The following is a 22,570-nucleotide window of genomic DNA, read 5'->3' on the forward strand; positions in this document are numbered from 1 at the left end:
AATTGGCTTTCAAACTATTTATACAACTAATGAATATTGAAACAAAGTGGTTACAGGACTTTCTGATTTTAAGTGAAACGCGCAATTTTACAACAGCAGCACAGCTTCGCTTTGTAACTCAGCCTGCTTTTAGTCGACGAATTCAATCACTTGAGAAAAGTCTCGGCTGTCAACTTATCGATAGAAGAAGTTCACCATTAACATTGACTGAGCAAGGTGAAGAATTTAAATCGACGGCCCAATCAGTGCTTCATTTGCTAAATACTTCGGCAGAAAAACTGCGTGCAACCAGCTATGCACAAGCCCTCAAGATAGCAGCAACACACACACTTGCTTTAGGGGTATTTCCGAAAATTCTTAAAACATTAAAGCGACAATTACCCCATATTAGCGCGCAATTACAAATTGCCGATGCGGATGATTGTACAAAGCTTCTTAAAAGTAATAATTGTGATTATTTGCTTGCATTTCATGATCACGAATTACTTGGCAAAGGCTACGAACGATTTGAATTGCAAAATATTAAATTACTTCCCGTTGCTTTAACAAACGCAGTAACACAGTGGGCTCACAAAACGAAAATCCCCTATCTTGCTTATCAATCGTCAATTTTCTTAGGCAGAACAGTTGAACAGGCAATTAATGAAGAAACGAAAGAAAAACTCGACAAAGTAGCTAGTTCATCTATGGCTGACAGCTTAAAAACTATGGTTTTACAAGGTTTAGGCTTTGCGTGGTTACCTGAATACTCAATTGAAACAGAATTAAATAACGGCAAGCTCACTCTGCTTGATAATTTTCATACAATCGACAACCTAAGTATATGTTTGTACCGACTACCATCCAATGATCATACTCAGTCAGTCTACTGGCAAGGGATCACACAAGCGCTCGATAACGACTAAGCTGATTAAACTTGTGCTATGCATTTTTTGCATAGCCATTCCAGTTTTTCGGCATTAGCCATCTTTCATTATCTCGAGTAATCTGCCACCACTCTCACTCAGTAGTACAAGTAAAGACAAATGCGTATTGAAAATGACTCTCTTGGTACAATGGCGATAGAAGATAATATTTTATATGGAATTCAAACATCTAGAGCCATAGATAATTTCCCAATTTGTAATAGCATACTCAATCAATATCCCTCTTTGATACAAGGGTTAGCGTATGTGAAAGCAGCATGTGCGCAAGCTAATAACCAGTTGGGAATTTTAGAAAGTCACAAAGCTGATGCAATCTATGCATCATGTATAGATTTAATTAATGGTAATCATCATTGTGCATTTGCAATAAGCATGATCCAAGGAGGGGCTGGTACTTCCACGAATATGAATGCGAATGAAGTAATCGCTAATTTAGCCCTATTAAAGTTAGGTCACAGACCAGGGCAGTATCATTACCTTCATCCAATCAACGATGTAAACCTGTCACAATCGACTAATGATGCCTATCCAACTGCTATCAGATTGGGTCTTTTAATTGAGCAACCGAAGTTACTTGCATCATTAACCAAGCTAGTCGCCTCTTTTAAAGAAAAGGCAAAAGAGTTTTCTGATATTCATAAAGTCGCAAGAACACAATTACAAGATGCAGTGCCAATGACACTTGGCCAAGAGTTCGGCGGATTCGCAGCAACTCTAGAAGATGAATTAAAACTCATTGAGCAGTTCAGTAAGTTATTTCACAAAATCAACCTGGGTGGCACTGCAGTAGGTACGGGTATAAATACCGAGTCGAACTATGCAGAATTAGCCATAGAATCACTGTCACAGTTAACCAACATTCCTTTTGAACAGACACATAATTTGATAGCGGCTAGTTCAGATATGGGTGATTTTGTAACGTATTCATCTGCACTCAAACGCCTCGGCATCAAACTATCAAAGATTGCGAATGATCTTAGATTACTGAGCATGGGGCCACGTGCAGGTATTAGCGAAATTAATTTACCAGCAAAACAACCAGGTAGTTCGATTATGCCAGGTAAGGTAAACCCTGTAATTCCAGAAGTAGTGAGCCAAGTGGCATATCAAGTAGCTGGCTTTGACTCTGCAATTTGTATGGCAGCTGAAGCAGGTCAATTACAACTTAATGCAATGGAGCCACTTATTGCTTTTAATTTGTTCCAGTCACTTGCGTTATTAACCAACACCTGTGAAGTATTTAACAAACATTGTATTTCTGGCATAACAGCAAACCAAGCGCGCTGCAAAGAGTTGTTTGATAACAGTCTAGCAATGGTTACAGCGCTTAATCCTTTTATAGGATATGAAGCTGCATCACGCATTGCAAAAGACGCCATTGCAACAGGCCTATCAGTAAAGCATTTAGTATTAAAACAGGGACTACTTAGTGAGCAAACTCTTGACGATGTCCTAACACCTGAAAAACTTACACAGCCTGCGTAGGCTAATCTATTCGGTCTAAGATGACTGCCCCATCCCCTTCTTCATTAAGGTGGTCATCTTGATTGTAGAGATGACATCGCTCAAGCGACAAACAGCCACAGCCTATACATGACGTCAGCGAGTCTCTTAATTTTTCAATATACAAAATTTGTTGCGTTAATCGTTTCTGCCATGCCGTCGCTATGTGTTCCCAGTCATGTGTATTTGGTGTGCGTTCATCAGGCAGTTGGGATAAAATAGCTTTTATTTCACTCAGACTTACGCCTATTTTTTGGCCGGCTTTTATAAGTGCAATCCGTCTCAACACATCAGACTTATAACGTCTTTGGTTACCTGCATTTCGCCAGCTTCTTATCAAACCTTTTGTTTCGTAAAAATGGAGTGTACTTACCTTTACTGCTGCACGCTTAGCGACAACGCCGACAGATAAATGTGCTTCTTTCATTTATTACCCTTTTGCTGAATTTACAATTTTATTCTTTGGTAGTTATCCGTGTTTAAATTTGCACTTACGAATTTTTGTTCTACTACTAATACTAAGGGACTGGTTAAAGTGCTTTACTTCACACAAATAGCATATTCTTATAGTACTTTGAGCAATTATTTACGCTATTTAATAATCAATAACATACCATTAAATAATAAAAAGCAGTCCCTATTTAGTAGCCAATAGTTATAAATTTTTTATATAAATAAGTTTATCGCATATAAAACCACTAACTAGTTCTAAATTCATTAATAAAAGGCGCTACTGGTGTTGATCTTTTCTGGACAAAATTGCTATTGTTAGATCATGCCGTAGTTATGATTTCGATAAAGTGAGAGTCTCAGACTTGAATTTATAATAATACTTTATCACTAACGGCAAATGGTTAAGTCCCCAAAACTATGTATGCTCTACAAGGATAGAGAAATGACAACGAATTACGCAAAAGTAAAAGAACTGTGCGATCAGTTAGTGCAAAACGGCGAAGCTGTTTCCGTTGAAGTTATTTTGCAAGAATGTGAAGGCAGCACAGCAACTATTCTTGCGCATTATCAACGCTGGCGCAGTGAGTCTCAAGATACTCGCCAAGCTGCTGCAGACACTGGTACTCTAAGCGAAGAGTATTTAGCTGCGTTTCACCGCGAGATTAAACGTTTCTCCAATACCATTAATCGTGATTTTGAAGTTCAACTTGAACGTGCCATTGAGGCTGAAAAGTTTGCTATTTTAAGCCTTCAAAAAACAGAACAGATTACAACTGAACTCTCTGAGAAAGTAACACTTCTTGAAACGCGTCTTGAGGAAGAAACGGCTCAATTCAAACAAACGATTGCAGAAGTTGAAGACAACGCTGATGTTGAAATAGCGTCATTAAAAGAGCATCACGAAAAGCAAATTCAAGAATTAACTGAATCAAAAAATCAAACAATTGAAGACATGCGCATTGCCAATGAAAATACCATTGAGCAATTAAAAACTAATAGTGCAGCGACAATTGCTGAACTAAAAGAATCGAATGAGCGCACAATTGAAGAGCTGAAACAAACCGGTGAAGCCAAAGTTACTGAGCTAACTGAGACTGTGGCTACACAGGTTCAGACCTTAGAAGCTGCCTTGCAAGAAAAAGACTCTCAGATAGAAAACTTATTACAAGAAAAAAATTCAACGTTATCGCAGCTTTCTCAATTAGAACAAACTGCAAATACGCATGCAGCTAAAGCTGAACAACATACCTCTGAAGTGGAAGACTTACGCAAAGCAAAAGAAGCAATGCAAGCACAACTTAAGCAAGCAGAGCAGAACCTCGAACTTCTGAAGAAGCAAAATCTTGAGTTATCACAACATAGCCAAGATCAACAGTCAGTCGTTAAAGGTGCAAAAGCGCAAATTGAAGAAATGCAGACTCAGTTAGTTGAAGCACAAAAGGTAGCAGCTGGTTTTGAATCTGAGAAAGAGAATCTACTTAAACAAATGGATTTTGTTAAGAATAATTCAACGGCTACAATTCAACGTCTGACGCAAAATTCTGACCAAAATTTATCTAAGATAAGATTGTTAGAAGAAAAGCTTTCAAGTGAGCAGAACAATGCATGGCGTTATGAGAATGAAAATGAAAAGCTGCAAGAACAGCTTGAATTCATCAAACAAAACTCAGCAACCACTGTAGAACGCTTAACAAGAAGTGCAGAAAAAGCGATGGCTCGTGTACGCGAATTAGAACGTGAAGTTGATGATACAAAGCTCGAACTTGAACAAGTACGGGCAAGTAACAATGTAGTGCCGCTTCAAGATCAAGCTTAGAAAACATCATAAAAAAGGGCCTTCAGGCCCTTTTTTATTGCATTTAAACAATCATCCGCTAAATTTATATATAAATAAACGCTATTTATCAATAATTTGAAAATATATACCGCACGACAAGCAGTACTAAACAGCAAAAAAAGACTGGTTGCTTATGAGCTTTTATTTCGTAACAGCAGAGCCAATTCATTTCCCGAAATAGACCCAGTTATTGCAACTTCAAAACTTATCGCAGACAGCCAATTTATTATCGGATTGAGGCGACTTACGTCGGGAAAAAAAGCCCTAATAAAATTCCATCATCAAGGAATTCTTCAAAAGCAACCAGAGCTTCTACCCAATACAGACTTCATAGTTGAGGTGATGACAGACTTTATACCGAACCCTGAGGTATATGAAGCCTGTAGAAACTTATTTCATAAAAACTATACCCTTGCATTAGATCCATTTACACCTCATTTTGATTGGCAACCATATTGTAATTTATGCCGTCTGGTAAAATTCGATATTAGTCGAACGCCATTGAACTCTGTGATTGCTGACATTCACAAACTAAAACAACTTAAAAATATTAAATTAATGGCGACTAAAATCGAGACTCATGAGGATTTTGAGCTAGCTAAAGAGTTAGGCTTTGATTATTTTCAGGGTTATTTTTTATGTAAGCCCCAACTAATTGAGCAACCCGATATGGTCAGCCATGCGCAAACAGTCGTGCTACTTTACACTGAGCTTGTAAAAGAGGAGCTCAATTATGATCGTATAGCAAACCTTGTCGAGCAAGACCCGGCGCTTTGTTATAAATTGATGCGTTTTATCAATTCTGGACTATTTCCATTACGTGAAGAGATAAACTCAATCAAGCAAGGTCTTATCTATCTTGGAGATCAAAATGCTAAACGTTTTTTAAACCTTGTGGTGACCGCACACTTTGCAAAAGACAAACCCCATGAACTTATCCGCATGTCGACAATACGCGCCAAGTTTTGTGATGTAATCGCCCAAAAAGTAGCTCCTAGCCTTAAAAGTAAATCGTTTTTAGTAGGTTTATTCTCACTATTAGATGCGATATTTGACCGTTCAATGGAAGTAATTTTAAAGCAGCTGCCCCTTGGTAAAGACATTACTGATGCGTTGATTGGTGAAGAAAACATAAACCGAAATATCCTTGAACTTGTATTAAGCTATGAATCTGGTAGTTGGCAAAAAATAGAATCGCAGTGCAATAAATTAAAAATAGATCAAGCAGATTTACCTGCTTTTTATTACGAAGCAATTAAGTGGAGTGATATTCTTTATAATTGCACGCAAGATCCACTTTAGAAACAAAACTTAACAAACGAAACATTGGGTTTTAATTTATAGCTCTTCCCTCTATTTTTATGTACTTTTAACAATCTACACAATAGCTTTAAATCCTTTTTGTTTTAATAACTCGTGTAAGGTTACTCACTTTGTAATAAGCATAAAAAAGCCCAGAAAACTGGGCTTTTGCGTTGTTATATAACTTATATAATTAGAATAAGTAACTTAATTTAACGTAGTAGAAACCACCGTTATAATCATATGGACCACTTTCGTAGTATTGTGCACCTAGCACACCATAAGAAGCTGCTGGTAACTTTTGAGCCTCTTGGTCAAAAATGTTATTGGCACCAATTGCACCTTTAAAGCTCTCTGTGAAGAAATAACTAACTTCAGCGTCAAAAGTGAATGCTGAATCAGCAATTTCGTTCCAACAACCGTCTAAGCAATCATCATCAGCGTGAACAGCAAAGTATTCGCCGAAGTAATTTGCTCTCACAAACATGCTAACATCATCCCAATTTTGTGTAATTGTAAATGTCGCGCGATGCTGTGGCATACCTTCTTCTAAACGTTTTACTTTACCATCACTCGTGGTAGCTGGATTAAATGAATCAACGTTTGTTTCATTCCAGTTGTAAGCAAGTGCAAATTTAGTTGCACCGTTGAAAAGATCTGCTGAATAGTTTGCAACTACATCTAAACCTTTGGTTGTGGTATCAAAATCATTTGCAAAATACGTTACTGCTGAAATAAGCTCAGGGTTTTGTACACCTAATTCACGTAATTCAGCATAATCTGATTCAAGCACATCGATCTGACTTGACTGTGCAATACGGTCAGTAACTTCAATATTGTAATAATCTACGGTTAAGAAGAAATCTTCATACTCGTAAACCGTACCAAGTGCATAACTTGTAGATTCTTCAGGCGTCAGTTCTTTACCACCATAAAATGCTGATAATGGATCAGTTGGTGGCGCTAAGAAACTTTGAATTAGCTCACCATTTACAAGCGATGTTGCAGTGTTCACTACATTCGCTTGACCAACTGTTGGAGCTCTAAAACCAGTACTTGTTGAACCACGGATCTGCCAATCATCTGAAATAGCATATTGCAATGTTAACTTGTAGTTAGCTGTGTCACCGAAGGTGTTGTAGTCTTCGTAACGAAGTGCTGCACCAACTAGGAAGTCTTCTGTTAAGTATGCCTCAGCATCTAAATATGCTGCCCAGTTACGGCGAGTGTTGGTACCTTGTGACTCCGGACCAAAACCTTTAAAACCATGCGAACCAATGTTAAAGCCTTGATCTGCGTACGGGCCTGCTTTCCAAGAAGCTTCTTCACCTGACACAATTTCAAATGACTCTTCACGGAATTCAAAACCACCAGCTAAGTTAAGCGGATCATCCAAACCAACTTCAACTGATTTTACTAGGTCAAAGTTAAACGTTTTTTCAAGCTGGATGTACTTACCTGTATCAAAGTTAACAGGTGTCTCTAAACCCAGTGATGGGTTTAATGTGTTGTATAGGTAAAAATCAGATGCATTGCGACCAACAGAGCCGCTTAGGTCAAAATATACTTCATCTAACCAACCACCACTGAACTCACCTTCTACACCCATTGTTAATGAAGTATCAACAATTGTACCTGCAAATTGAGGTGTATAACCACCAGGGAAGATCATGTTCATTGAGAAACAGTTAGGGTCGGCAACCATATCTTTGTATGCTTGCGTTTCAAGTACGTTTGGAACATTTGCAGGAACCACTGCACACGTTCTTGCGCCACCATTTGCTTGGCCAACATCACCAACTAATAGTGTTTCACCACCATCAATTGAGTAAACATTGCCACGGTTGTGCGGGTTACGATAATAGAAACCACCAATTGCATCACGCTCAGAGTAGTTACCAAACATGTAAAATTGTTTATCGTTACCTAAATCAAGACCGACATTACCAAAAATAGTTAGGTCATCATTGATTTCAGGGTTACCCCAGATTTGTGCAGGGTTTTGAATATAGCTATTACCTGCTGCAGCCAAGCCAGCTGCATCAGGGCGCTGAACTGAGCGACTTGTCGCGTCAGCGTTTTTTAAAGCGAATGATAAGTTTGCAAAGCCATCATCAGTAAACGGTAAACCAACATTACCTTCGATGGTTGTTGTATCACCATCGCCTTCGTAATATTCACCGTATTTAACTGCGATGCTGCCGCCTTCTGAGGCGTCTTTAAGCACAAAGTTCATTACACCAGCAATCGCGTCAGAACCGTATTGAGCTGCAGCACCATCACGAAGTACTTCAACTTGTTTTAATGCAATACTTGGAATAACAGAAACATCTGGACCTTGAGCACCATCGTTAACACCACCGCCCTGGAAAGCAATTACGGATGCACGGTGTCTGCGCTTACCATTAACAAGTACTAATGTACTGTCAGATGACAAACCTCGAAGGTTAACTGGACGAATAAGTGTAGCGGCATCACTGATTGGTTGTTGGCGAACATTAAATGACGGAACTTGGCTAACCAGAAGTTCTAACATATCTGAAGAACCATGTTTCTCAAGGTCATCACCGCCAATAATATCAATTGGTACTGGTGAATCACCGATAGAACGAGGTGCCGAACGTGTACCGACTACAGCGATTTTTTCAACGTCTTTTTTTGCTTCAGCGGGAGATGTTTCCTCCGCTGCTACAGAATAAGACATTGCTGAGGCAAGAGTTGATGAGCAGGCGAGTATAACTGCCTTGCGTAGCGCGTTAATTTTCATAATTTCCCTAGCATTTTTATCGTTAATTATTGTGAACATGTTTTAACATGCCGTTTACAATTAATAGACTAAATTAGGAAATTATCAAGTAAAAAGTCGATTATTTAATTCTATGTGTTGTTTTTTTAAGCAGAAATTACTTTTTTAAACAATTCTCCCTCGCATTGCCTTGGTTTTACTGTGTTTTTTCTTACTATCTAATCGCTTTATTTGTGAACTTTTTGTCGGTTTGGTTGCCCGCCTTTTCTTTTGGATAACCATTGCAGATTTAATCAATGATTTTAACCGTTCAAGTGCTTCTTGTTTATTTTGTTCTTGTGTTCTAAATGATTGAGATTTAATAACGATAACACCGTCATTCGTTATTCGATTATCGCTTAATGCAAGTAGTCTGTCTTTGTATATTTGGGGCAATGCACTGCGTTTTATATCAAAACGTAAATGAATGGCAGAAGACACTTTGTTAACATTCTGCCCGCCGCTACCTTGGGCCCGAATAGCAGTTAATTCTAATTCCCAATCTGAAATAGTGACAGTATTCGAAATTTGTAACATATTTTTGTCTCATGCAAACTTTCAGTATGTAAGTATATCAAATCGCTCAAATGAATTGATAACTTTAAGATTCGTGTCTACTAACTAACAGGTATGAGATTCATTTTCTAACTTACACAACACTTATTGACTAAAGCAACGACCATTTTGCATAAGAGTTTTTACTACTGAATTGGTAAGTTAAAACTTATTTAGGTGCAGAGATACATACTAAACGTGTAGGAATATTAAATAACCTGCAAAACACATTAAATTTAGAAAGATTGAAATATGTAAACGTTTTTTAAAGGGTTGTTTAAGTGTTTTATGGCGAAATAAGCGTTGCCCTACTAAGGCACCTGGCCAGCCCCCCAAAAGACTATAAATATGGAGAGTACTTTCCGGGACACGTAGTTTATTGTACTTTGCTTTGTATTTATCCACACCAAATGCAACAAACGTCAAAATGCTTAGTGCAGTATAAAACACAATCTCTACACCCGTTATTTTGTTAAAGATAGCCATTATAATCAGGGCTATAGCAAATAATACAACCGACACTATTGGGATATCCAAGATATAATACATTGCCAATATAGCATTTAACTCTGTTTTTAAAAAAAGTAAAACATTTTACGTTACGCTAATTGTTTTCAAACTGAACAATTCTTGGTTTTGATAAGAATAGATCTCCGCTCACAAAGTGGTTAATTTTTAAACCTCCCCTGCCGATAAGAAGTTACGTATCCTTGTAAGGTGGTTTTGTTATGAAAATTGACAGCTCAGCGGTAACACTTGAAAATCATCATGTTAGTGAATTTGTAAAAAAACGCATTGAAACACCAATAGCCTCCACGGCTGAGGGTCAAATAAACGAGGTACAAGACCAACACGCCACTCTTGAAATGAAAGACAATGCCAAGGTGATGATCCTTAAACTGTTAGTTCAAAAACTGGCAGGAAAAGATATTGAATGGTTTAACAGTAATGACATTGAACACATGCATTCAACTACAAAAACGTTACCAACCACTCAAAATGACTCTGAACAGCAAGGTCCTATCAAAGTAATTGTTGAAGAGCTTCACCATGAACACCAAGCCAACTCGCTCAAAATGTCAGGAAAGCTCACAACGGTTGCAGGTCGTGACATTAGTTTTGAATTTAAGCTCAACTTTGAACAAAACTATACTGAGTACCAGCGTTCAATTGAAACTATCAATATGAAAGATCCACTGGTAATCAGTTTTACTAACAAGCCTGTTGCACTTGGGGAAAGTTCATATCAATTCGATATAGATGCAGATGGTAACAAAGACACAATAACTCAGCTAGAAAAAGGTTATGGTTACCTCGCTTTTGATCGCAATAACAATGGCAAAATTGATGACGGACAAGAATTATTTGGTGCTTTGAGCGGCAATGGCTTTGCGGAGCTTTCGCAATATGATGAAGATGGTAACGGTTTTATTGATGAGAATGACGTAATTTTTGATTCGTTAAAAGTATGGATTAAAAATAACCAAAAAGATAAGTTAATTTCTTTAAACGAGGCGAATATAGGCGCTATTGCAACACAAAGTGTTAATTCCCCCTTAAATATCCGGAATGGTAATGGCGAATTGAAAGGGGCAATTCGAGAATCTAGTTTTTATCTTAACAATGATGGTAACGTAGGTCTTATTCAACAAATTGATTTTGTAGTTTAATTAAAGCAGTAAATGAACGTAATAAAAATACATGTCAACCTGTTATAACAAGTATCCGTAGTTTGCATTTATTTATTCTATCAGTGACATAAACACTTACATTCTATACACATTTGCACGTATTTATTTTTGTATGCTGCATTTATGATCACAAAATCAATAGCATCATAATGCAACAAGCAAATCATCACCCTTTTTTGGTTAACTCCCCTTGGCGTGCCATCGTTAATTCCAGCTCGTTATTGATGCCCGCAATTTTTATGTTATTGCTCTTTGACGTGCTTGAATCAAGCCTTATCGCAACGCACAATGATAATAGCTTGTCACTATTTGGGTATTTTCTACCGCTTGTTATCTCCATGAATGCCGTTGCGATTTCCATTGCAGTCCGTTCAAATATGATTTTGGTAAAAGAACAGCACCATCAAAAATCATTTATTCCGACGCTTTTCATTTTTACATTTTGTGTCACGAGCGTTTTACTACTTCTAATGTATTTTTTCAAAGACAGCTACAGCGAACTAGTCAATCTAAATAACTGGCTATTACAATTTAACCAAGCTGAATTAGCACATTATCAAAGTGAAATAGCACTCTTTTACGAATATAAAATTGCCTCATTTTTACCGCTCGTATTGGTTTGGCAAAGTAGTAGCATGATGCGTGCATTGGGTTGGTGTCATTTCTCTGCTATGTATTTACTCGCTTGGATGACAAGCAAAACTTTACTGTTGTTATTAGTTATAAATAGCCAAAGCCTCACTTTGATTTCAGACCTTGCACAACTTCATTTTGTTGTTGATAGCTGCTTTGCTCTTCTCGCAATGGCTATTTTTATCGTTTACAAACGTATAGATTTTAAGGTTATTTGTCTCAAAACTTTATTCAGCGACAAACGGATTTCATTACTGCTAACTTTACAACAACTTGCTCCTGCCCTTTCAGTATTTATTCTTACCATTTTTATGAGCCGTATCGGCACAGAATATATAGGTGCATTTGCCATTGTTTTCCGCTTAGAGATGTTATTTTTGGCCTTACCCATGGTATTTACAGCATCCGTACCTGCGCTTGTTGGCATTAACTATTGGGCAAAACAGATCACGCGTTGCAAACAGATAATCAGCCATGTACTAATTTCGCTACTATTGGTTCAAAGCTTAATTAGTATTTTATTATTGATATTTAAAAGTGATGTTTTATTCTTTTTATGTCCAGATTGTGAGCAAAAAAGAGTCATTTTAAACTATCTCAACTATGTGCCTCTTACCTACTTCTTTTTAGCTGTCGCACTTTTAGCACCCTCTTGTCTAAATGCAATTGGTTGTGTGCAAGAGGCAAGTAAAGTAATTCTTATCCATCGCTTAGTGAGTGTACCGTTATTAGGTTTAGGGGGAGTTTATTTTGCCGGCAGCCAAGGGCTTTTTATCGGTTTAAGTTTAGCGCATGCTTTTATTGGTCTATACGTACTTTACAGATATAAAAAACAAGTAAATATCAGGTTGAGAGAACAAAATCAAAGTAACAATACCGCTATCAAACAAGGCCCAGCGATAAATTAAAACGCCTTAAATAAGGCGCTTTTTCTCTTCTTTAAATTGGCCGTTCAATTCATCTATCAAGGCCAGCAATGCCGTTTGATCATCGTCATTCAATGCCAATTTAGTTTGTAGCCTTGAATCAAACGGGCTTTCAGCAACACTCGCTAAATGCATTAAATACGCATCTGTATGCTGGATCATAGTCATTATTTTACCTTGAATATTAAAAATACAAAGCGCTAAATCATTGGACGCAAGTAATTCTAATTGTTTTACAGCTAAACTTATTTTCAAGCGATCATTCGCCACAATTTGACGTTTATCACTTATAAGTTGAAGCAATTGCTTTTTTAATTGTGCTTCTTTTTTAGGGTTGTTTAATTCCACCACCGCATTAATGTCTTCTAAGAAGGCTTTTGACGCATTATCAAGTTCATCAGCTATAACTGATTTATGGCGGTAGATCATTTCACCTAAAATACTCTGAAATGCAATAAGCTGCGTTGCTGTCATCTCAAATAATTTCAAATGTGCTTCATTTACCGCTTTCGTTTGATAAGAAGAAGATCGTGAAACGCGTTCTTTATAAAAAATTATAGCGATGAGTATAATTAAGGTACACAGAACAAGTTGCGGATTATTTTCAATTAATAAGAGGATTTCTGACATAGTGTTATTTGTTCTATTTTTATAATTTAGTCTAGCTATCGAACACTTGCATACCAAACACAAGTATAACAATTTTAATTTTGGTGAGTTTAGCTACTGACACTCGCTGACAAAACTACAGCGTATTATGTTTAAAAACAACAAGGAAAGTAAGATGATTACCATATATGAATTCCCACCGGCTTTTGGACTCACTAATGCAAGTCCATTTGCACTTAAACTCGAAGCGTATTGCAAACTAGCTAACATCGACTACCAAGTAAAATATCGCATTGACTCTGAAAAAAATGCCAAAAAAGAAGTTCCCTGTTGCCATTATTGACAAAGAATTGATAGCCGACTCCAATATTATCCTAGCGACCCTTGAGAAAAATGCCAAGCACGATGCAGATCTTACTAAAGAACAACATGCAATTGGCTATCTAATTAAAGAATTAGTAGAAGAGAAATTATACTGGTGCTTAGTCTATAGTCGCTGGGTAGATGATGATTTTTGGCCTTTAACTAAGCAAGAACTATTTTCAAAAATGCCCGCACTGTTAAAATTATTTGTTCCAAATTTGGTGCGAAAGAACCTTATTAAAAGTATTTATGCTCAAGGGTTAGGCCGCCATCATAAAACATAAGTCTATGACTTTGCCATAGAAGCAATTGAGCACTTGGCTTCTATTTTAGGTGATAAAACTTATTTTGTTACCGAGCGCATGACACAGTATGACGCAGCCGCTTACGCAACACTCACTAATTTATTGAATGGCAAGCTAAATACACCAATAAAAACAGCGATTGAAAATAAGCCAAATATTGTTGCCTATATCAATCGCTGCCATAACGCGTGTGGTGTTTAATTAGAAGTTAGCTTCGCTTGTATTGCCTGAGGTTACTGTAATAAATGTACTTTGACCTTCAGGCGATGGGATCACTAATCCATCGAATTGAATGTTGTCATCCACCAGATCATCACAGCGTAATGCCACCATGTAGTCACCCGCAGATACAAAACCAAACTCAAAGGTGCCCTCAGTTGTAACAACGGTCGATGCAAGTGGCGCAGTCGCAGTTGGCACTTCCCCTTCAAACGCTTCATCTTCACTATCAAACAAATCCCCAAACTCAGTAGAATCACCCGGATACATATACACAGTGCATGTACCTAAGTTTAGATTTTCAGACGAAACAGTACCCGCAATAGTACCTGAGCTACCAACAACTTTTACGCCGTGCGGTTTTAAGATAAAGCCGTTTTGTGCTGGGTTATTGCCACGTTGCACAAGAGACGTTCTTAAATCAAATTCAATAGTATAAGCAGGTGTATCACCCACTTGCTGTAGACTTGCATCCACTGCAAATTCACCAAGGCGTAAACGCGAGCTAGGTATTTTAATTGCGTATAACGTGGCATCATTATCAAGTTCAACATAAGAGCCTGCGTCGATTATCACAAGTTCTAATTGATAGCTCCCTTCGTCAAGCACAATACCCGCTAACTCATCAATGATTTTCTTTTGATCCGCCCCTTGATAATCAAGTAAGTTTGTTACAACTGAGGTTGCTGTAGAACCATCCTCCATTGCAAACTCTTCCACTAAAATTTCTTCGCTTGAATCGCCAGCGTCATTAAGTTTAATAATTTTAACTGTATCAATTTCAAGTACCACAGCGATTGCATCGTCGACTGGTGCATCACTTACCCCCAAAGAAAATTTAGCTTGCTCAACACCTGTTACAGGTGGCACAACACCATCATTATCATTGGAAGAAGAACCGCCTCCACACGCAGCTATTAATGCGGTTAACAAAATAATTAAATAGATTTTCATGATTGCCCCAACTTTTCTCTATTACCAACATTATAGTAGTAGAGAGAGCCAGATTTGATACGTCATTATGATGATATTTATTCTTATTTTGTAATTAATCAAAGCTAACAACCTGTATTTTACTCATGAATGCGATTAATTTATTTTTTAGATTGAATTAAACAGTATAATTCATTGGATTGATTGCTTAGTAAAAGACATACTTATCCCAATTCAACAAAAACCAAATTAAGGGCGTAATATGTTAAACGATATTTCTGGACAGACTGTACCAAAAGTGACCTTGCCTATTTTTGCAAACAATCAATGGCAAACACTCACTTCAGATGACCTTTTTAAAGGTAAAACCGTAGTTGTATTTTCACTACCGGGGGCATTTACACCTACATGCTCTTCAACTCATTTGCCGCGTTTTAATGAACTAGCCAATACATTTAAAGCGAATGGTGTTGACGATATTTTATGTGTATCCGTAAATGATAGTTTTGTCATGGCGGCTTGGGCTAAAGAACAAGAAGCTGAACACATTAGACTTATTCCTGACGGTACGGGCAAATTTACCCATGGCATGGGCATGTTAGTAGATAAAAGCGATATCGGTTTTGGTAAACGTAGCTGGCGTTATTCTATGCTAGTGAAGGACGGTATTATTGAAAAAATGTTTATCGAGCCAGAGGTTGAAGGTGACCCGTTTGAAGTATCCGATGCAGATACAATGTTAGATTATATTAATCCTAATGCTGTGAAACCAAAACCAGTGTCGTTGTTTACTAAACCAAACTGCCCGTACTGCCAAAATGCGAAGCGCCTTTTAGATAAGCATGGTTACAACTATGAAGAAATTGTAATTGGCAAAGATGCATCACACACCAGCTTAAAAGCAATGTCTGGTCGTGATACTGTGCCGCAAGTGTTTATTGGTGGTAAACACATTGGTGGTTCAGATGATTTAGAGACTTACTTTCAATCACTGTAAAAAGAATAAAGCCTGCATATGCAGGCTTTATTTATACCACTTTTATTAACTATTTTGTCACTTTAGCGAGTTAAACGCCTCATTAACCGCGTTATAAAATTCTCATGTAGAGCAACTACACGTTAAATTTTTCGCCTTGTTTATGAACCATTTTTCTGTCGCAATAAGTAACCTGTTAATTAATGCAATTGATATCAAAAACGGAACTCAAGATTAAGATTGGCACCGGTTTCATTATTGCTTCGGTTAAACCAGTCCGCTTTATGATGTACAAGTTCGCCAGTTAACACTAACCAAGTTAAAAATTCATACTCTAAGGCTAAACTTGCACCATAAGCTTTACCTTTATCCGTAAAGTGTGAACCAACACACGTTCTATCATAACCACAGCCCGGGTTTATTTGTTCATTGTTTACATCATCGTAGCTCTCAGTGAGGTAATATTTCCCATCAATATCGCCATCTTGGTAAAATACGCTACCATACATTAGGGTCTGCCTATTAAAACGATAACCCGCAATCAGTGATAAGTCATAACTTTTTTGTTCCAGTGACCAATTATTATAAGCACGCGTCGTATGTTCCTTGCGTTTTGAAAGAATATAACCAGCACTAGTCGCAAGCGAGAAGTTACCACTTTGCTTTTCTTCCTCAGGTGCACCGAGCCATTGGTACTTTAAACTAAGTTGCTGCTCACCATTATCAACATAGCGGGCTTCAAACCCATGACTTAAGGTCATTGCGGCGGAAAAGCGAAGCGCTGAATCCCTATCTGCTTTTTTAGTGTTGTTAATTGATATTTCATTGGAGGTATCAGTGCCTACTGCCAACTTAAAATTAAACGGCTGGCTATGAACTTCTGGGCTGTTAAAACGAGCCATTCGCGGTTTAACTTCAGGGGTAGATTCACACCCTACAAGGGCTACAGTTGCTAAAATTAGCGTAACTAAACTCAACGTTTTCAAAAGAAAATCCTTTTTATTATATATAGTTGAGATAGTACGAGATTCTTCGTTACTCTGACAAGAGCCGATTGTAAATAAACGTAATATAAAAAAGCCAGCAATCGCTGGCTTTCGTTATTTTTCTTTTTGTTTGTTACTTGGTTGTATTTTCTCTTCTTTTTGTTCTCTTACGATAGTCATCGTTTGCTCTATTTTTGGATCGGGAAGCACCATATGAACAAGTGCACCAAAGACAACTGCGCTTGTTTTCCGGCGCTTAGCCCAGCCAATCATTTTCCAGCAAAGTAACATCAAAAAAAGCCACAGCAAAACCAAAACAAACAAGGTAATTGCTTGTACCATATTAATCCTTATTTTTACTTATGAACTTCAAATAAATAGAACAGAATTAAATCTTGCTATGTGATTTGTTGAATAAGTAACTTTCTCTCATTAGAAAATTAATCATCGGTGACTGATAAAATCCACCTGAAGAGAGACATGATAAACACTCATTAATGTTATTAAATGGCTTAGGTCGTAAAAATACCTGAATAACAATGTCACTTCTAACACGCTTAACGTGTTGTTGTGTAATTGAAATAGCATGCTCAGAAACAACCAGCACACGCGCCAAATTAAACGGTAGCAGTGCGATTACAACAAGCAAAATTAAGAGTGATTTTTTTAGCACAGTTACCTCCGACCTTACATAAGTAGTTGTGTCATTGGTCAATATTTCAAGCGTGAGGCATTATGAAAAAATTAAATAATCAACAAATAGATGTCTTTGTTTTGTTTTTTTAATGCTAGTTTAATGAAAAAGAACTTAAGGTAGCACCATGGATTTGAGTATTTTGACGCTTTATTTCGTCTCAGTTTTCATTTTAACAGCGTCACCTGGGCCAAGCGCCCTTTTATGTATGACCAAGGCAGTTAATTCTGGCCAAAGCGCCGCTACTTATGCTGCGATGGGTAGTTTATGTGCTATTACGCTAATTCTCAGCGCTTCTTTCATGGGGTTAGGCGTGTTAATTGCCACTTCGGAACTTGCTTTTAATGTAATCAAGTGGCTTGGTGCAGGTTATTTAGTTTATCTCGGGATAAAAGCATTACTTTCTGACGGTGAAACTTTGGCACTGAGTCAAAGTCAAAAGTGTGAAAAGCGTAATCGCTTTAGTCATTTTCTTAATGGGTTTATTGTTGGAGCGAGCAATCCAAAAGCTATTATATTTTTTACCGCCCTCTTCCCTCAGTTTATTAATCCTGATGGCTCTCTTCTAAATCAATATGTTATATTTACCAGTACATTTGTAGTGCTGGAACTGAGTTGGTTAATGGCTTATGTCTTCCTTGGGATTAAATCTTCACAATGGCTATTCACAAAAGCACGATTAACTCTGTTTAATCGACTTTCAGGTTCAGTGTTTATTGGTGCGGGCTCACTTTTAACATTATCTAATCGCAGTTGAACTAAAATTCTAAAAATTAAGTATTGTTAAACGAGTAAAAGTAAGTTTGATAAATGTACCCTTTGAGCAAGCTAAACTGACAAAATTTATTTTTGAAGCAGATTGTTTATGCATATAAAGCAGCCACTAAAAGTTATTGTTATCTATTTATGTATCCTTTTTGCGGTGCAACTGCTAAATACACTCTCCAATGGCTTAGTCTCAAATTTTGGTATTTACCCCCGTACCACTCAGGGGTTAATTGGTATTCCTTTTGCGCCGTTTATTCACCATAGCTGGCAACATTTCTTTTCAAATGCTGCACCTTTAGCTGTTCTTGCTTTTATCGTTTTGCAACACGGTACAAAGCGATTTGTTTTAGTGTATTGTTTCATTACGTTTCTTGCAGGCAGCGCCGTGTGGATGTTTGCAAGCGAAGGGGTCCATGCAGGTGCGAGTACCTTAGTGTTTGGTCTGATCGGCTATATTATCAGCAATGCTATTTTCAGTCGTAATATCTTTAATGTGATTTTGGCGGGAATTATCTGTTTTTTGTACGCCAGCGTTATTTATTCGCTCACCCAATTTATACCTGGAGTGAGTTGGAGTAGTCATTTTTTTGGGTTTATTTCAGGTGTACTCGCTGGCAAAGTGTTTTTAACTAAAATACAAAAAGCCAAAGCACATTACTGAACCCACTCTGTTTTTTTACTCTCACCTCCACCCGTTTTGGCCCACCGCAAAACCACCACCAAGCCATTGATTTTAATGAATAAAAAATAATTTCAAAAATAGATTGCAGCGGACCTAAAGTTGCTTAATAATTGCGCGCTTTTTAACGTATTTCACATTAAAAAGCATATGCTCATCTTTAGTTTGGAGAACACTATGAGTGACTTGTTGGGTATAAGCATTTTAATCATTCTTGGCGCTTTATTTGCGATGTCTGAAATAGCAATCGCTGCTGCGCGAAAAATTAAACTTCGTGTTATCGCTGATGAAGGCAATCAAAATGCCCAAGCCGTACTCGATCTTCAAGAAAAGCCCGGTAGCTTTTTTGCCATGATCCAAATTGCGTTAAATGCCATTGCCATTTTGGGTGGCATTATTGGTGAGCAAACGCTCAGCCCATATATGTCTCAAATAGTTAGTTTTGTTTACACCGGGGAATTAGCTGAACAAATCAGTTTTTTACTGTCGTTTTTAGTGATTACATCACTGTTCATCTTATTTGCCGATTTGTTGCCAAAACGTATTGCCATGATCATGCCAGAAACAGTGGCAATAAAAGTTGTTAAACTAATGAATTGGTTAACGTTTTCTTTAACGCCTTTTGTGCTGTTTTTTAATGGTATCAGCAATGTCGTGCTTCGACTTTTTAAAATGCCGACCGAACGAGAAGAAGTTGTCACCACTGAAGATATTGTTGCAGTTATGGAAGCAGGTGCTCAAGACGGGTCTTTGCAACAACAAGAATACCATTTAATTGGCAATCTATTTGAACTTGAAGGTAGAACACTGCCAACGGTAATGACGACCCGTGATTCAATCGTTTATTTCAATATGAATGATGACAGTGAAACCATTAGTAATAAGATTTTAGAAAATCCACACCATCAGTTTCTTGTGTGTGATGGACAGTTAGACAACTTACTTGGCACAATCGAATCAAAAACAATTTTGCATCAATTATTGAATGGTGGAAAAGCCGAACTCAGTTTACAAGCGTTGAACAAAGATTTGTTGTATTTGCCTGAAACATTGACGCTTTCAGACGCATTAAATGCATTTAAATCGGCTTCCACACAGTTTGCTGTCGTAGTGAATGAATATGCGCTTGTTGTAGGCGTAATCACACTAAAAGACTTAATGAACTGCTTTATGGGTGATTTGGTACCTTATAATGACGATCAACAAATTGTTAAGCGAGATGAAAATTCTTGGTTAGTCGATGGTGCAACACCAATAGTCGATATAAAAAAACTACTTGAAATTGATGAGTTTCCCGACGAAAGTTATTACGAGACTATAGCAGGATTTATTATTTATAAAATGAAACGCATGCCCAAGTGTGCCGATTACGTGTTCCATGCAGAATTTAAATTTGAAGCTGTTGATATAGACGGTATTCGGGTGGACCAATTATTAATTACGCGACTTGAAACGAATGAGTTATCAACGACACTTGATAATCAGCTGATTAGCTAATAATGAGACGAAGAAACATTGGAATTATTAACATTTTTTGATGTAAGCCCTTTTGCATGGTCCAAAATCGCGGCCGCAATTTGTTGCGGCTTTATTGTTGGCTTGGAGAGACAGTTACGTGGGAAACCCGTTGGAATTCGCACTTCTGCCCTAATAGTGCTTGGCACTTATATGTTCATTGCAGCATCTAATTCATTAAATAATGATGTGACAGATACATCTCGTATAATCGGACAAATTGTCACGGGGGTGGGGTTTTTAGGCGCGGGCGTCATGCTTGCAAAGGACGGTATCGTAGTCGGTGTGACTTCTGCAGCAACGATTTGGGTACTTGCCGCTATAGGTGTAGCGATTGATATTGCTGGTGAGCTTAGCGCAATCAAATTAAGCGTATTGGTTGTCGGTATTTTATATGGTGTTGATGTATTAGAAGACTACTTCACCTCACTTACACAGGGCGTACATACAAAATTTCATGACTGGAAAAAACGTAAAAAGTAACCTGTTACTTTTTACGTTTTTAATATTTGTTTACTTAGCTTGCGCCATGTAATCAAGGGTAAAATGGGTCAATGCTTTTGTCCCTAATTTAAACGATGATTCATCTGCGTAAAAGTATGGCGAGTGATTGCTCGGTGCATCTTTAGGGTCAATTCCTTTTGGTGTGCCTCCTAAAAAGACAAATAGCCCCGGAACTTCCATTGCATAAAACGAGAAATCTTCCGCCCCAGTAATCTTAGGCATTTCAATTAAGTTCCCTTTGCCCGTCACTTTTTCAAGAGCCGGTAGCATTTTTTTAGTCAGCTTAGGGTCATTAACAGTAACCGGATACCCTTCGTAAATCGTCACGTGTGCAGTATTGCCAGACGACATCGCAATATGCTCTGCCGTGGTTTTAATCTTTTCAAAAATTTGTTGACGGTTGTCCATATCAAAATTACGAATTGTGCCTACCATTTCCACTTCTTCTGGAATGATGTTGTTACGAACTCCACCGGCTATTTTACCAAATGACACAATTGCAGGTTCTTTAGTAATATTAATTTGGCGACTGACAATATGGTTTACCCCTGTCACGATTTGCGCCGCGGCAGCAATTGGATCTGCGCCTGCCCATGGCGTTGAACCATGAGTTTGCTCCCCTCTAACGGTAATCTCAAAGCGATCCGCACTGGCCATTGCCGGACCACTGCGATAACCAATTTGGCCAACATTTAATTTTGAAGTGATATGTAAACCAAAGGCCACATCTGGTTTGTATTTTTTAAAAATACCTTCTTTAAGCATCAATTCAGCACCACCCTCTTCACCTTGTGGTGCGCCTTCTTCAGCAGGTTGAAAAACAAACATCACATTACCAGCTAGCTCACTTTTCATGTTTGCCAAAACTTCTGCAGCCCCCATTAACATAGCAACATGGGTATCATGGCCACATGCATGCATTATGCCTACATCAACACCGCGATAATTAGTCGTTTTTGTCGACTTAAAAGGCACATCTGTTTTTTCGGTTACGGGTAATGCATCCATATCTGCTCGTAACATAACGGTTGGCCCTGGTTTAGCACCTTTTAATAATCCCACTACGCCGGTATAAGCGATACCTGTTTCGACTTCCATGCCCAATGATTTTAAGTGTGCTGCCACAATGCCAGCCGTGCGTGTTTCTCTGTTACCAAGTTCGGGGTTTTGGTGGAAATCACGTCGCCACTCAATCACTTTTGGTTCAGTTTGTTTAAAGAGTGAATTGAGGTCACTTGATGCATATGTACCCAATGAAAAACTCGATAATACGAGGGCAAGCAGTGTTTTATTCATGCATAAATTCCTGTCGTTTTTATTATTAGTTCACAACAACAATACCATCAAAAGCGTGCTAAGCAATTAACATAAAGTCCAAAGTCAATATAAGGTCAAACCATCGCGAAAA

Annotated in this window: 24 protein-coding genes; 14 read left to right on the top strand and 10 right to left on the bottom strand. The window is 37.8% G+C overall.

Features of this window, described 5'->3' with window-relative positions; all coding sequences use genetic code 11:
- Window positions 1–29: 29 nt before the first annotated feature.
- The gene (locus tag OM33_RS19335) at window positions 30–905 is read left to right on the top strand and encodes a LysR substrate-binding domain-containing protein (protein ID WP_052141190.1); all 876 of its coding nucleotides are present in this window, start codon (window positions 30–32) and stop codon (window positions 903–905) included.
- Window positions 906–1,025: 120 nt separating this feature from the next.
- Entirely contained in the window at window positions 1,026–2,411 is a 1,386-nt protein-coding gene (locus OM33_RS19340) for an aspartate ammonia-lyase (protein WP_040136013.1), read from the top strand.
- Window position 2,412: 1 nt separating this feature from the next.
- On the opposite strand, the gene soxR is transcribed toward OM33_RS19340, so the two are convergent.
- Window positions 2,413–2,856: a redox-sensitive transcriptional activator SoxR gene (gene soxR, locus OM33_RS19345; RefSeq protein WP_040136015.1), complete on the bottom strand. Its 444-nt coding sequence runs from the start codon at window positions 2,854–2,856 to the stop codon at window positions 2,413–2,415.
- Window positions 2,857–3,324: 468 nt separating this feature from the next.
- On the opposite strand from soxR, the gene OM33_RS19350 reads away from it, so the two are divergent.
- Both OM33_RS19350 and OM33_RS19355 read left to right on the top strand, forming a co-directional pair.
- Window positions 3,325–4,698 (top strand): coiled-coil domain-containing protein, encoded by a 1,374-nt coding sequence (locus tag OM33_RS19350; RefSeq protein WP_040136017.1) that lies wholly within the window; start codon window positions 3,325–3,327, stop codon window positions 4,696–4,698.
- A 96-nt stretch (window positions 4,699–4,794) separates the two neighbouring features.
- Window positions 4,795–6,021 carry an EAL and HDOD domain-containing protein gene (locus OM33_RS19355; protein WP_040136019.1) on the top strand — a complete coding sequence of 409 codons (1,227 nt, stop codon included), beginning with the start codon at window positions 4,795–4,797 and terminating at the stop codon, window positions 6,019–6,021.
- Window positions 6,022–6,214: 193 nt separating this feature from the next.
- On the opposite strand, the gene OM33_RS19360 is transcribed toward OM33_RS19355, so the two are convergent.
- The 3 genes from OM33_RS19360 to OM33_RS19370 all read right to left on the bottom strand — a co-directional run bounded on the left by OM33_RS19360 (window position 6,215) and on the right by OM33_RS19370 (window position 9,883).
- Entirely contained in the window at window positions 6,215–8,788 is a 2,574-nt protein-coding gene (locus OM33_RS19360) for a TonB-dependent receptor plug domain-containing protein (RefSeq protein WP_199922555.1), read from the bottom strand.
- A gap of 144 nt (window positions 8,789–8,932) precedes the next feature.
- Window positions 8,933–9,343, bottom strand: coding sequence for an alternative ribosome rescue aminoacyl-tRNA hydrolase ArfB (gene arfB / locus OM33_RS19365; RefSeq protein ID WP_040136022.1), 411 nt, complete (start codon window positions 9,341–9,343; stop codon window positions 8,933–8,935).
- Between the two features lie 210 nt (window positions 9,344–9,553).
- On the bottom strand, window positions 9,554–9,883 hold the full coding sequence (locus OM33_RS19370; protein WP_234402742.1) for a DUF1294 domain-containing protein: 330 nt from the start codon (window positions 9,881–9,883) through the stop codon (window positions 9,554–9,556).
- 206 nt (window positions 9,884–10,089) lie between these two features.
- Between OM33_RS19370 and OM33_RS19375 the strand changes: the two genes are divergently transcribed.
- Together OM33_RS19375 and OM33_RS19380 are read left to right on the top strand one after the other, a co-directional pair.
- On the top strand, window positions 10,090–11,031 hold the full coding sequence (locus OM33_RS19375; RefSeq protein ID WP_040136024.1) for a hypothetical protein: 942 nt from the start codon (window positions 10,090–10,092) through the stop codon (window positions 11,029–11,031).
- A 170-nt stretch (window positions 11,032–11,201) separates the two neighbouring features.
- The gene (locus OM33_RS19380; RefSeq protein WP_040136026.1) at window positions 11,202–12,593 is read left to right on the top strand and encodes an MATE family efflux transporter; all 1,392 of its coding nucleotides are present in this window, start codon (window positions 11,202–11,204) and stop codon (window positions 12,591–12,593) included.
- Window positions 12,594–12,599: 6 nt separating this feature from the next.
- Here the strand turns inward: OM33_RS19380 and OM33_RS19385 are convergent, their stop codons facing one another.
- Window positions 12,600–13,241, bottom strand: coding sequence for a hypothetical protein (locus tag OM33_RS19385; RefSeq protein ID WP_040136028.1), 642 nt, complete (start codon window positions 13,239–13,241; stop codon window positions 12,600–12,602).
- 154 nt (window positions 13,242–13,395) lie between these two features.
- Between OM33_RS19385 and OM33_RS22650 the strand changes: the two genes are divergently transcribed.
- Genes OM33_RS22650 through OM33_RS22200 form a run of 3 tightly spaced genes read left to right on the top strand, consistent with a single transcriptional unit; the run spans window position 13,396 to window position 14,089 of the window.
- Window positions 13,396–13,563, top strand: coding sequence for a thioredoxin domain-containing protein (locus tag OM33_RS22650; protein ID WP_199922556.1), 168 nt, complete (start codon window positions 13,396–13,398; stop codon window positions 13,561–13,563).
- A complete protein-coding gene (locus OM33_RS22195) occupies window positions 13,529–13,867 on the top strand; it encodes a Tom37 metaxin N-terminal-like domain-containing protein (RefSeq protein ID WP_052141193.1) in 339 nt (112 codons plus the stop codon). Before OM33_RS22650 ends, OM33_RS22195 begins: the two co-directional genes overlap by 35 nt.
- 24 nt (window positions 13,868–13,891) lie before the next feature.
- On the top strand, window positions 13,892–14,089 hold the full coding sequence (locus tag OM33_RS22200) for a glutathione S-transferase C-terminal domain-containing protein (RefSeq protein WP_407681060.1): 198 nt from the start codon (window positions 13,892–13,894) through the stop codon (window positions 14,087–14,089).
- On the opposite strand, the gene OM33_RS19395 is transcribed toward OM33_RS22200, so the two are convergent.
- Window positions 14,090–15,061: a DUF4382 domain-containing protein gene (locus OM33_RS19395; RefSeq protein ID WP_040136030.1), complete on the bottom strand. Its 972-nt coding sequence runs from the start codon at window positions 15,059–15,061 to the stop codon at window positions 14,090–14,092.
- 241 nt (window positions 15,062–15,302) lie between these two features.
- Between OM33_RS19395 and OM33_RS19400 the strand changes: the two genes are divergently transcribed.
- On the top strand, window positions 15,303–16,037 hold the full coding sequence (locus OM33_RS19400) for a glutathione peroxidase (protein WP_040136032.1): 735 nt from the start codon (window positions 15,303–15,305) through the stop codon (window positions 16,035–16,037).
- A gap of 194 nt (window positions 16,038–16,231) precedes the next feature.
- Here the strand turns inward: OM33_RS19400 and OM33_RS19405 are convergent, their stop codons facing one another.
- The 3 genes from OM33_RS19405 to OM33_RS19415 form a co-directional block, all read right to left on the bottom strand.
- Window positions 16,232–17,002 (bottom strand): hypothetical protein, encoded by a 771-nt coding sequence (locus tag OM33_RS19405; protein WP_040136034.1) that lies wholly within the window; start codon window positions 17,000–17,002, stop codon window positions 16,232–16,234.
- Between the two features lie 114 nt (window positions 17,003–17,116).
- On the bottom strand, window positions 17,117–17,344 hold the full coding sequence (locus OM33_RS19410; RefSeq protein ID WP_040136036.1) for a hypothetical protein: 228 nt from the start codon (window positions 17,342–17,344) through the stop codon (window positions 17,117–17,119).
- 46 nt (window positions 17,345–17,390) lie between these two features.
- The gene (locus OM33_RS19415) at window positions 17,391–17,675 is read right to left on the bottom strand and encodes a hypothetical protein (protein WP_040136038.1); all 285 of its coding nucleotides are present in this window, start codon (window positions 17,673–17,675) and stop codon (window positions 17,391–17,393) included.
- Between the two features lie 148 nt (window positions 17,676–17,823).
- Here OM33_RS19415 and OM33_RS19420 point away from each other — a divergent pair, with 148 nt between their 5' ends.
- From OM33_RS19420 to OM33_RS19435, 4 genes are all read left to right on the top strand, one after another.
- The gene (locus tag OM33_RS19420) at window positions 17,824–18,453 is read left to right on the top strand and encodes a LysE family translocator (RefSeq protein WP_040136040.1); all 630 of its coding nucleotides are present in this window, start codon (window positions 17,824–17,826) and stop codon (window positions 18,451–18,453) included.
- A gap of 108 nt (window positions 18,454–18,561) precedes the next feature.
- Window positions 18,562–19,125: a rhomboid family intramembrane serine protease gene (locus tag OM33_RS19425; RefSeq protein ID WP_040136041.1), complete on the top strand. Its 564-nt coding sequence runs from the start codon at window positions 18,562–18,564 to the stop codon at window positions 19,123–19,125.
- Window positions 19,126–19,320: 195 nt separating this feature from the next.
- Window positions 19,321–20,640, top strand: a complete 1,320-nt coding sequence (locus OM33_RS19430) for a hemolysin family protein (protein WP_040136044.1) — start codon at window positions 19,321–19,323, stop codon at window positions 20,638–20,640.
- 18 nt (window positions 20,641–20,658) lie between these two features.
- Entirely contained in the window at window positions 20,659–21,141 is a 483-nt protein-coding gene (locus OM33_RS19435; protein ID WP_040136045.1) for an MgtC/SapB family protein, read from the top strand.
- Between the two features lie 30 nt (window positions 21,142–21,171).
- Here OM33_RS19435 and OM33_RS19440 read toward each other — a convergent pair whose 3' ends face one another.
- A complete protein-coding gene (locus tag OM33_RS19440; RefSeq protein ID WP_040136047.1) occupies window positions 21,172–22,458 on the bottom strand; it encodes a M20 family metallopeptidase in 1,287 nt (428 codons plus the stop codon).
- Window positions 22,459–22,570: the final 112 nt, after the last annotated feature.

It is taken from the genome of Pseudoalteromonas piratica (genome assembly GCF_000788395.1).
Taxonomy (GTDB): domain Bacteria; phylum Pseudomonadota; class Gammaproteobacteria; order Enterobacterales; family Alteromonadaceae; genus Pseudoalteromonas; species Pseudoalteromonas piratica.

What these genes read in the sequence shown, in the direction of transcription:
- OM33_RS22195 (WP_052141193.1), top strand. Translation starts at nt 13,529, where the DNA reads ATGCCAAAAAAGAAGTTCCCTGTTGCCATTATTGACAAAGAATTGATA.
- OM33_RS19440 (WP_040136047.1), bottom strand. Translation starts at nt 22,458, where the DNA reads ATGAATAAAACACTGCTTGCCCTCGTATTATCGAGTTTTTCATTGGGT.
- arfB (WP_040136022.1), bottom strand. Translation starts at nt 9,343, where the DNA reads ATGTTACAAATTTCGAATACTGTCACTATTTCAGATTGGGAATTAGAA.
- OM33_RS19340 (WP_040136013.1), top strand. Translation starts at nt 1,026, where the DNA reads ATGCGTATTGAAAATGACTCTCTTGGTACAATGGCGATAGAAGATAAT.
- OM33_RS19375 (WP_040136024.1), top strand. Translation starts at nt 10,090, where the DNA reads ATGAAAATTGACAGCTCAGCGGTAACACTTGAAAATCATCATGTTAGT.
- OM33_RS19380 (WP_040136026.1), top strand. Translation starts at nt 11,202, where the DNA reads ATGCAACAAGCAAATCATCACCCTTTTTTGGTTAACTCCCCTTGGCGT.
- OM33_RS19335 (WP_052141190.1), top strand. Translation starts at nt 30, where the DNA reads ATGAATATTGAAACAAAGTGGTTACAGGACTTTCTGATTTTAAGTGAA.
- OM33_RS22650 (WP_199922556.1), top strand. Translation starts at nt 13,396, where the DNA reads ATGATTACCATATATGAATTCCCACCGGCTTTTGGACTCACTAATGCA.
- OM33_RS19385 (WP_040136028.1), bottom strand. Translation starts at nt 13,241, where the DNA reads ATGTCAGAAATCCTCTTATTAATTGAAAATAATCCGCAACTTGTTCTG.
- soxR (WP_040136015.1), bottom strand. Translation starts at nt 2,856, where the DNA reads ATGAAAGAAGCACATTTATCTGTCGGCGTTGTCGCTAAGCGTGCAGCA.
- OM33_RS19410 (WP_040136036.1), bottom strand. Translation starts at nt 17,344, where the DNA reads ATGGTACAAGCAATTACCTTGTTTGTTTTGGTTTTGCTGTGGCTTTTT.
- OM33_RS19395 (WP_040136030.1), bottom strand. Translation starts at nt 15,061, where the DNA reads ATGAAAATCTATTTAATTATTTTGTTAACCGCATTAATAGCTGCGTGT.
- OM33_RS19400 (WP_040136032.1), top strand. Translation starts at nt 15,303, where the DNA reads ATGTTAAACGATATTTCTGGACAGACTGTACCAAAAGTGACCTTGCCT.
- OM33_RS19350 (WP_040136017.1), top strand. Translation starts at nt 3,325, where the DNA reads ATGACAACGAATTACGCAAAAGTAAAAGAACTGTGCGATCAGTTAGTG.
- OM33_RS19430 (WP_040136044.1), top strand. Translation starts at nt 19,321, where the DNA reads ATGAGTGACTTGTTGGGTATAAGCATTTTAATCATTCTTGGCGCTTTA.
- OM33_RS19360 (WP_199922555.1), bottom strand. Translation starts at nt 8,788, where the DNA reads ATGAAAATTAACGCGCTACGCAAGGCAGTTATACTCGCCTGCTCATCA.
- OM33_RS19420 (WP_040136040.1), top strand. Translation starts at nt 17,824, where the DNA reads ATGGATTTGAGTATTTTGACGCTTTATTTCGTCTCAGTTTTCATTTTA.
- OM33_RS19425 (WP_040136041.1), top strand. Translation starts at nt 18,562, where the DNA reads ATGCATATAAAGCAGCCACTAAAAGTTATTGTTATCTATTTATGTATC.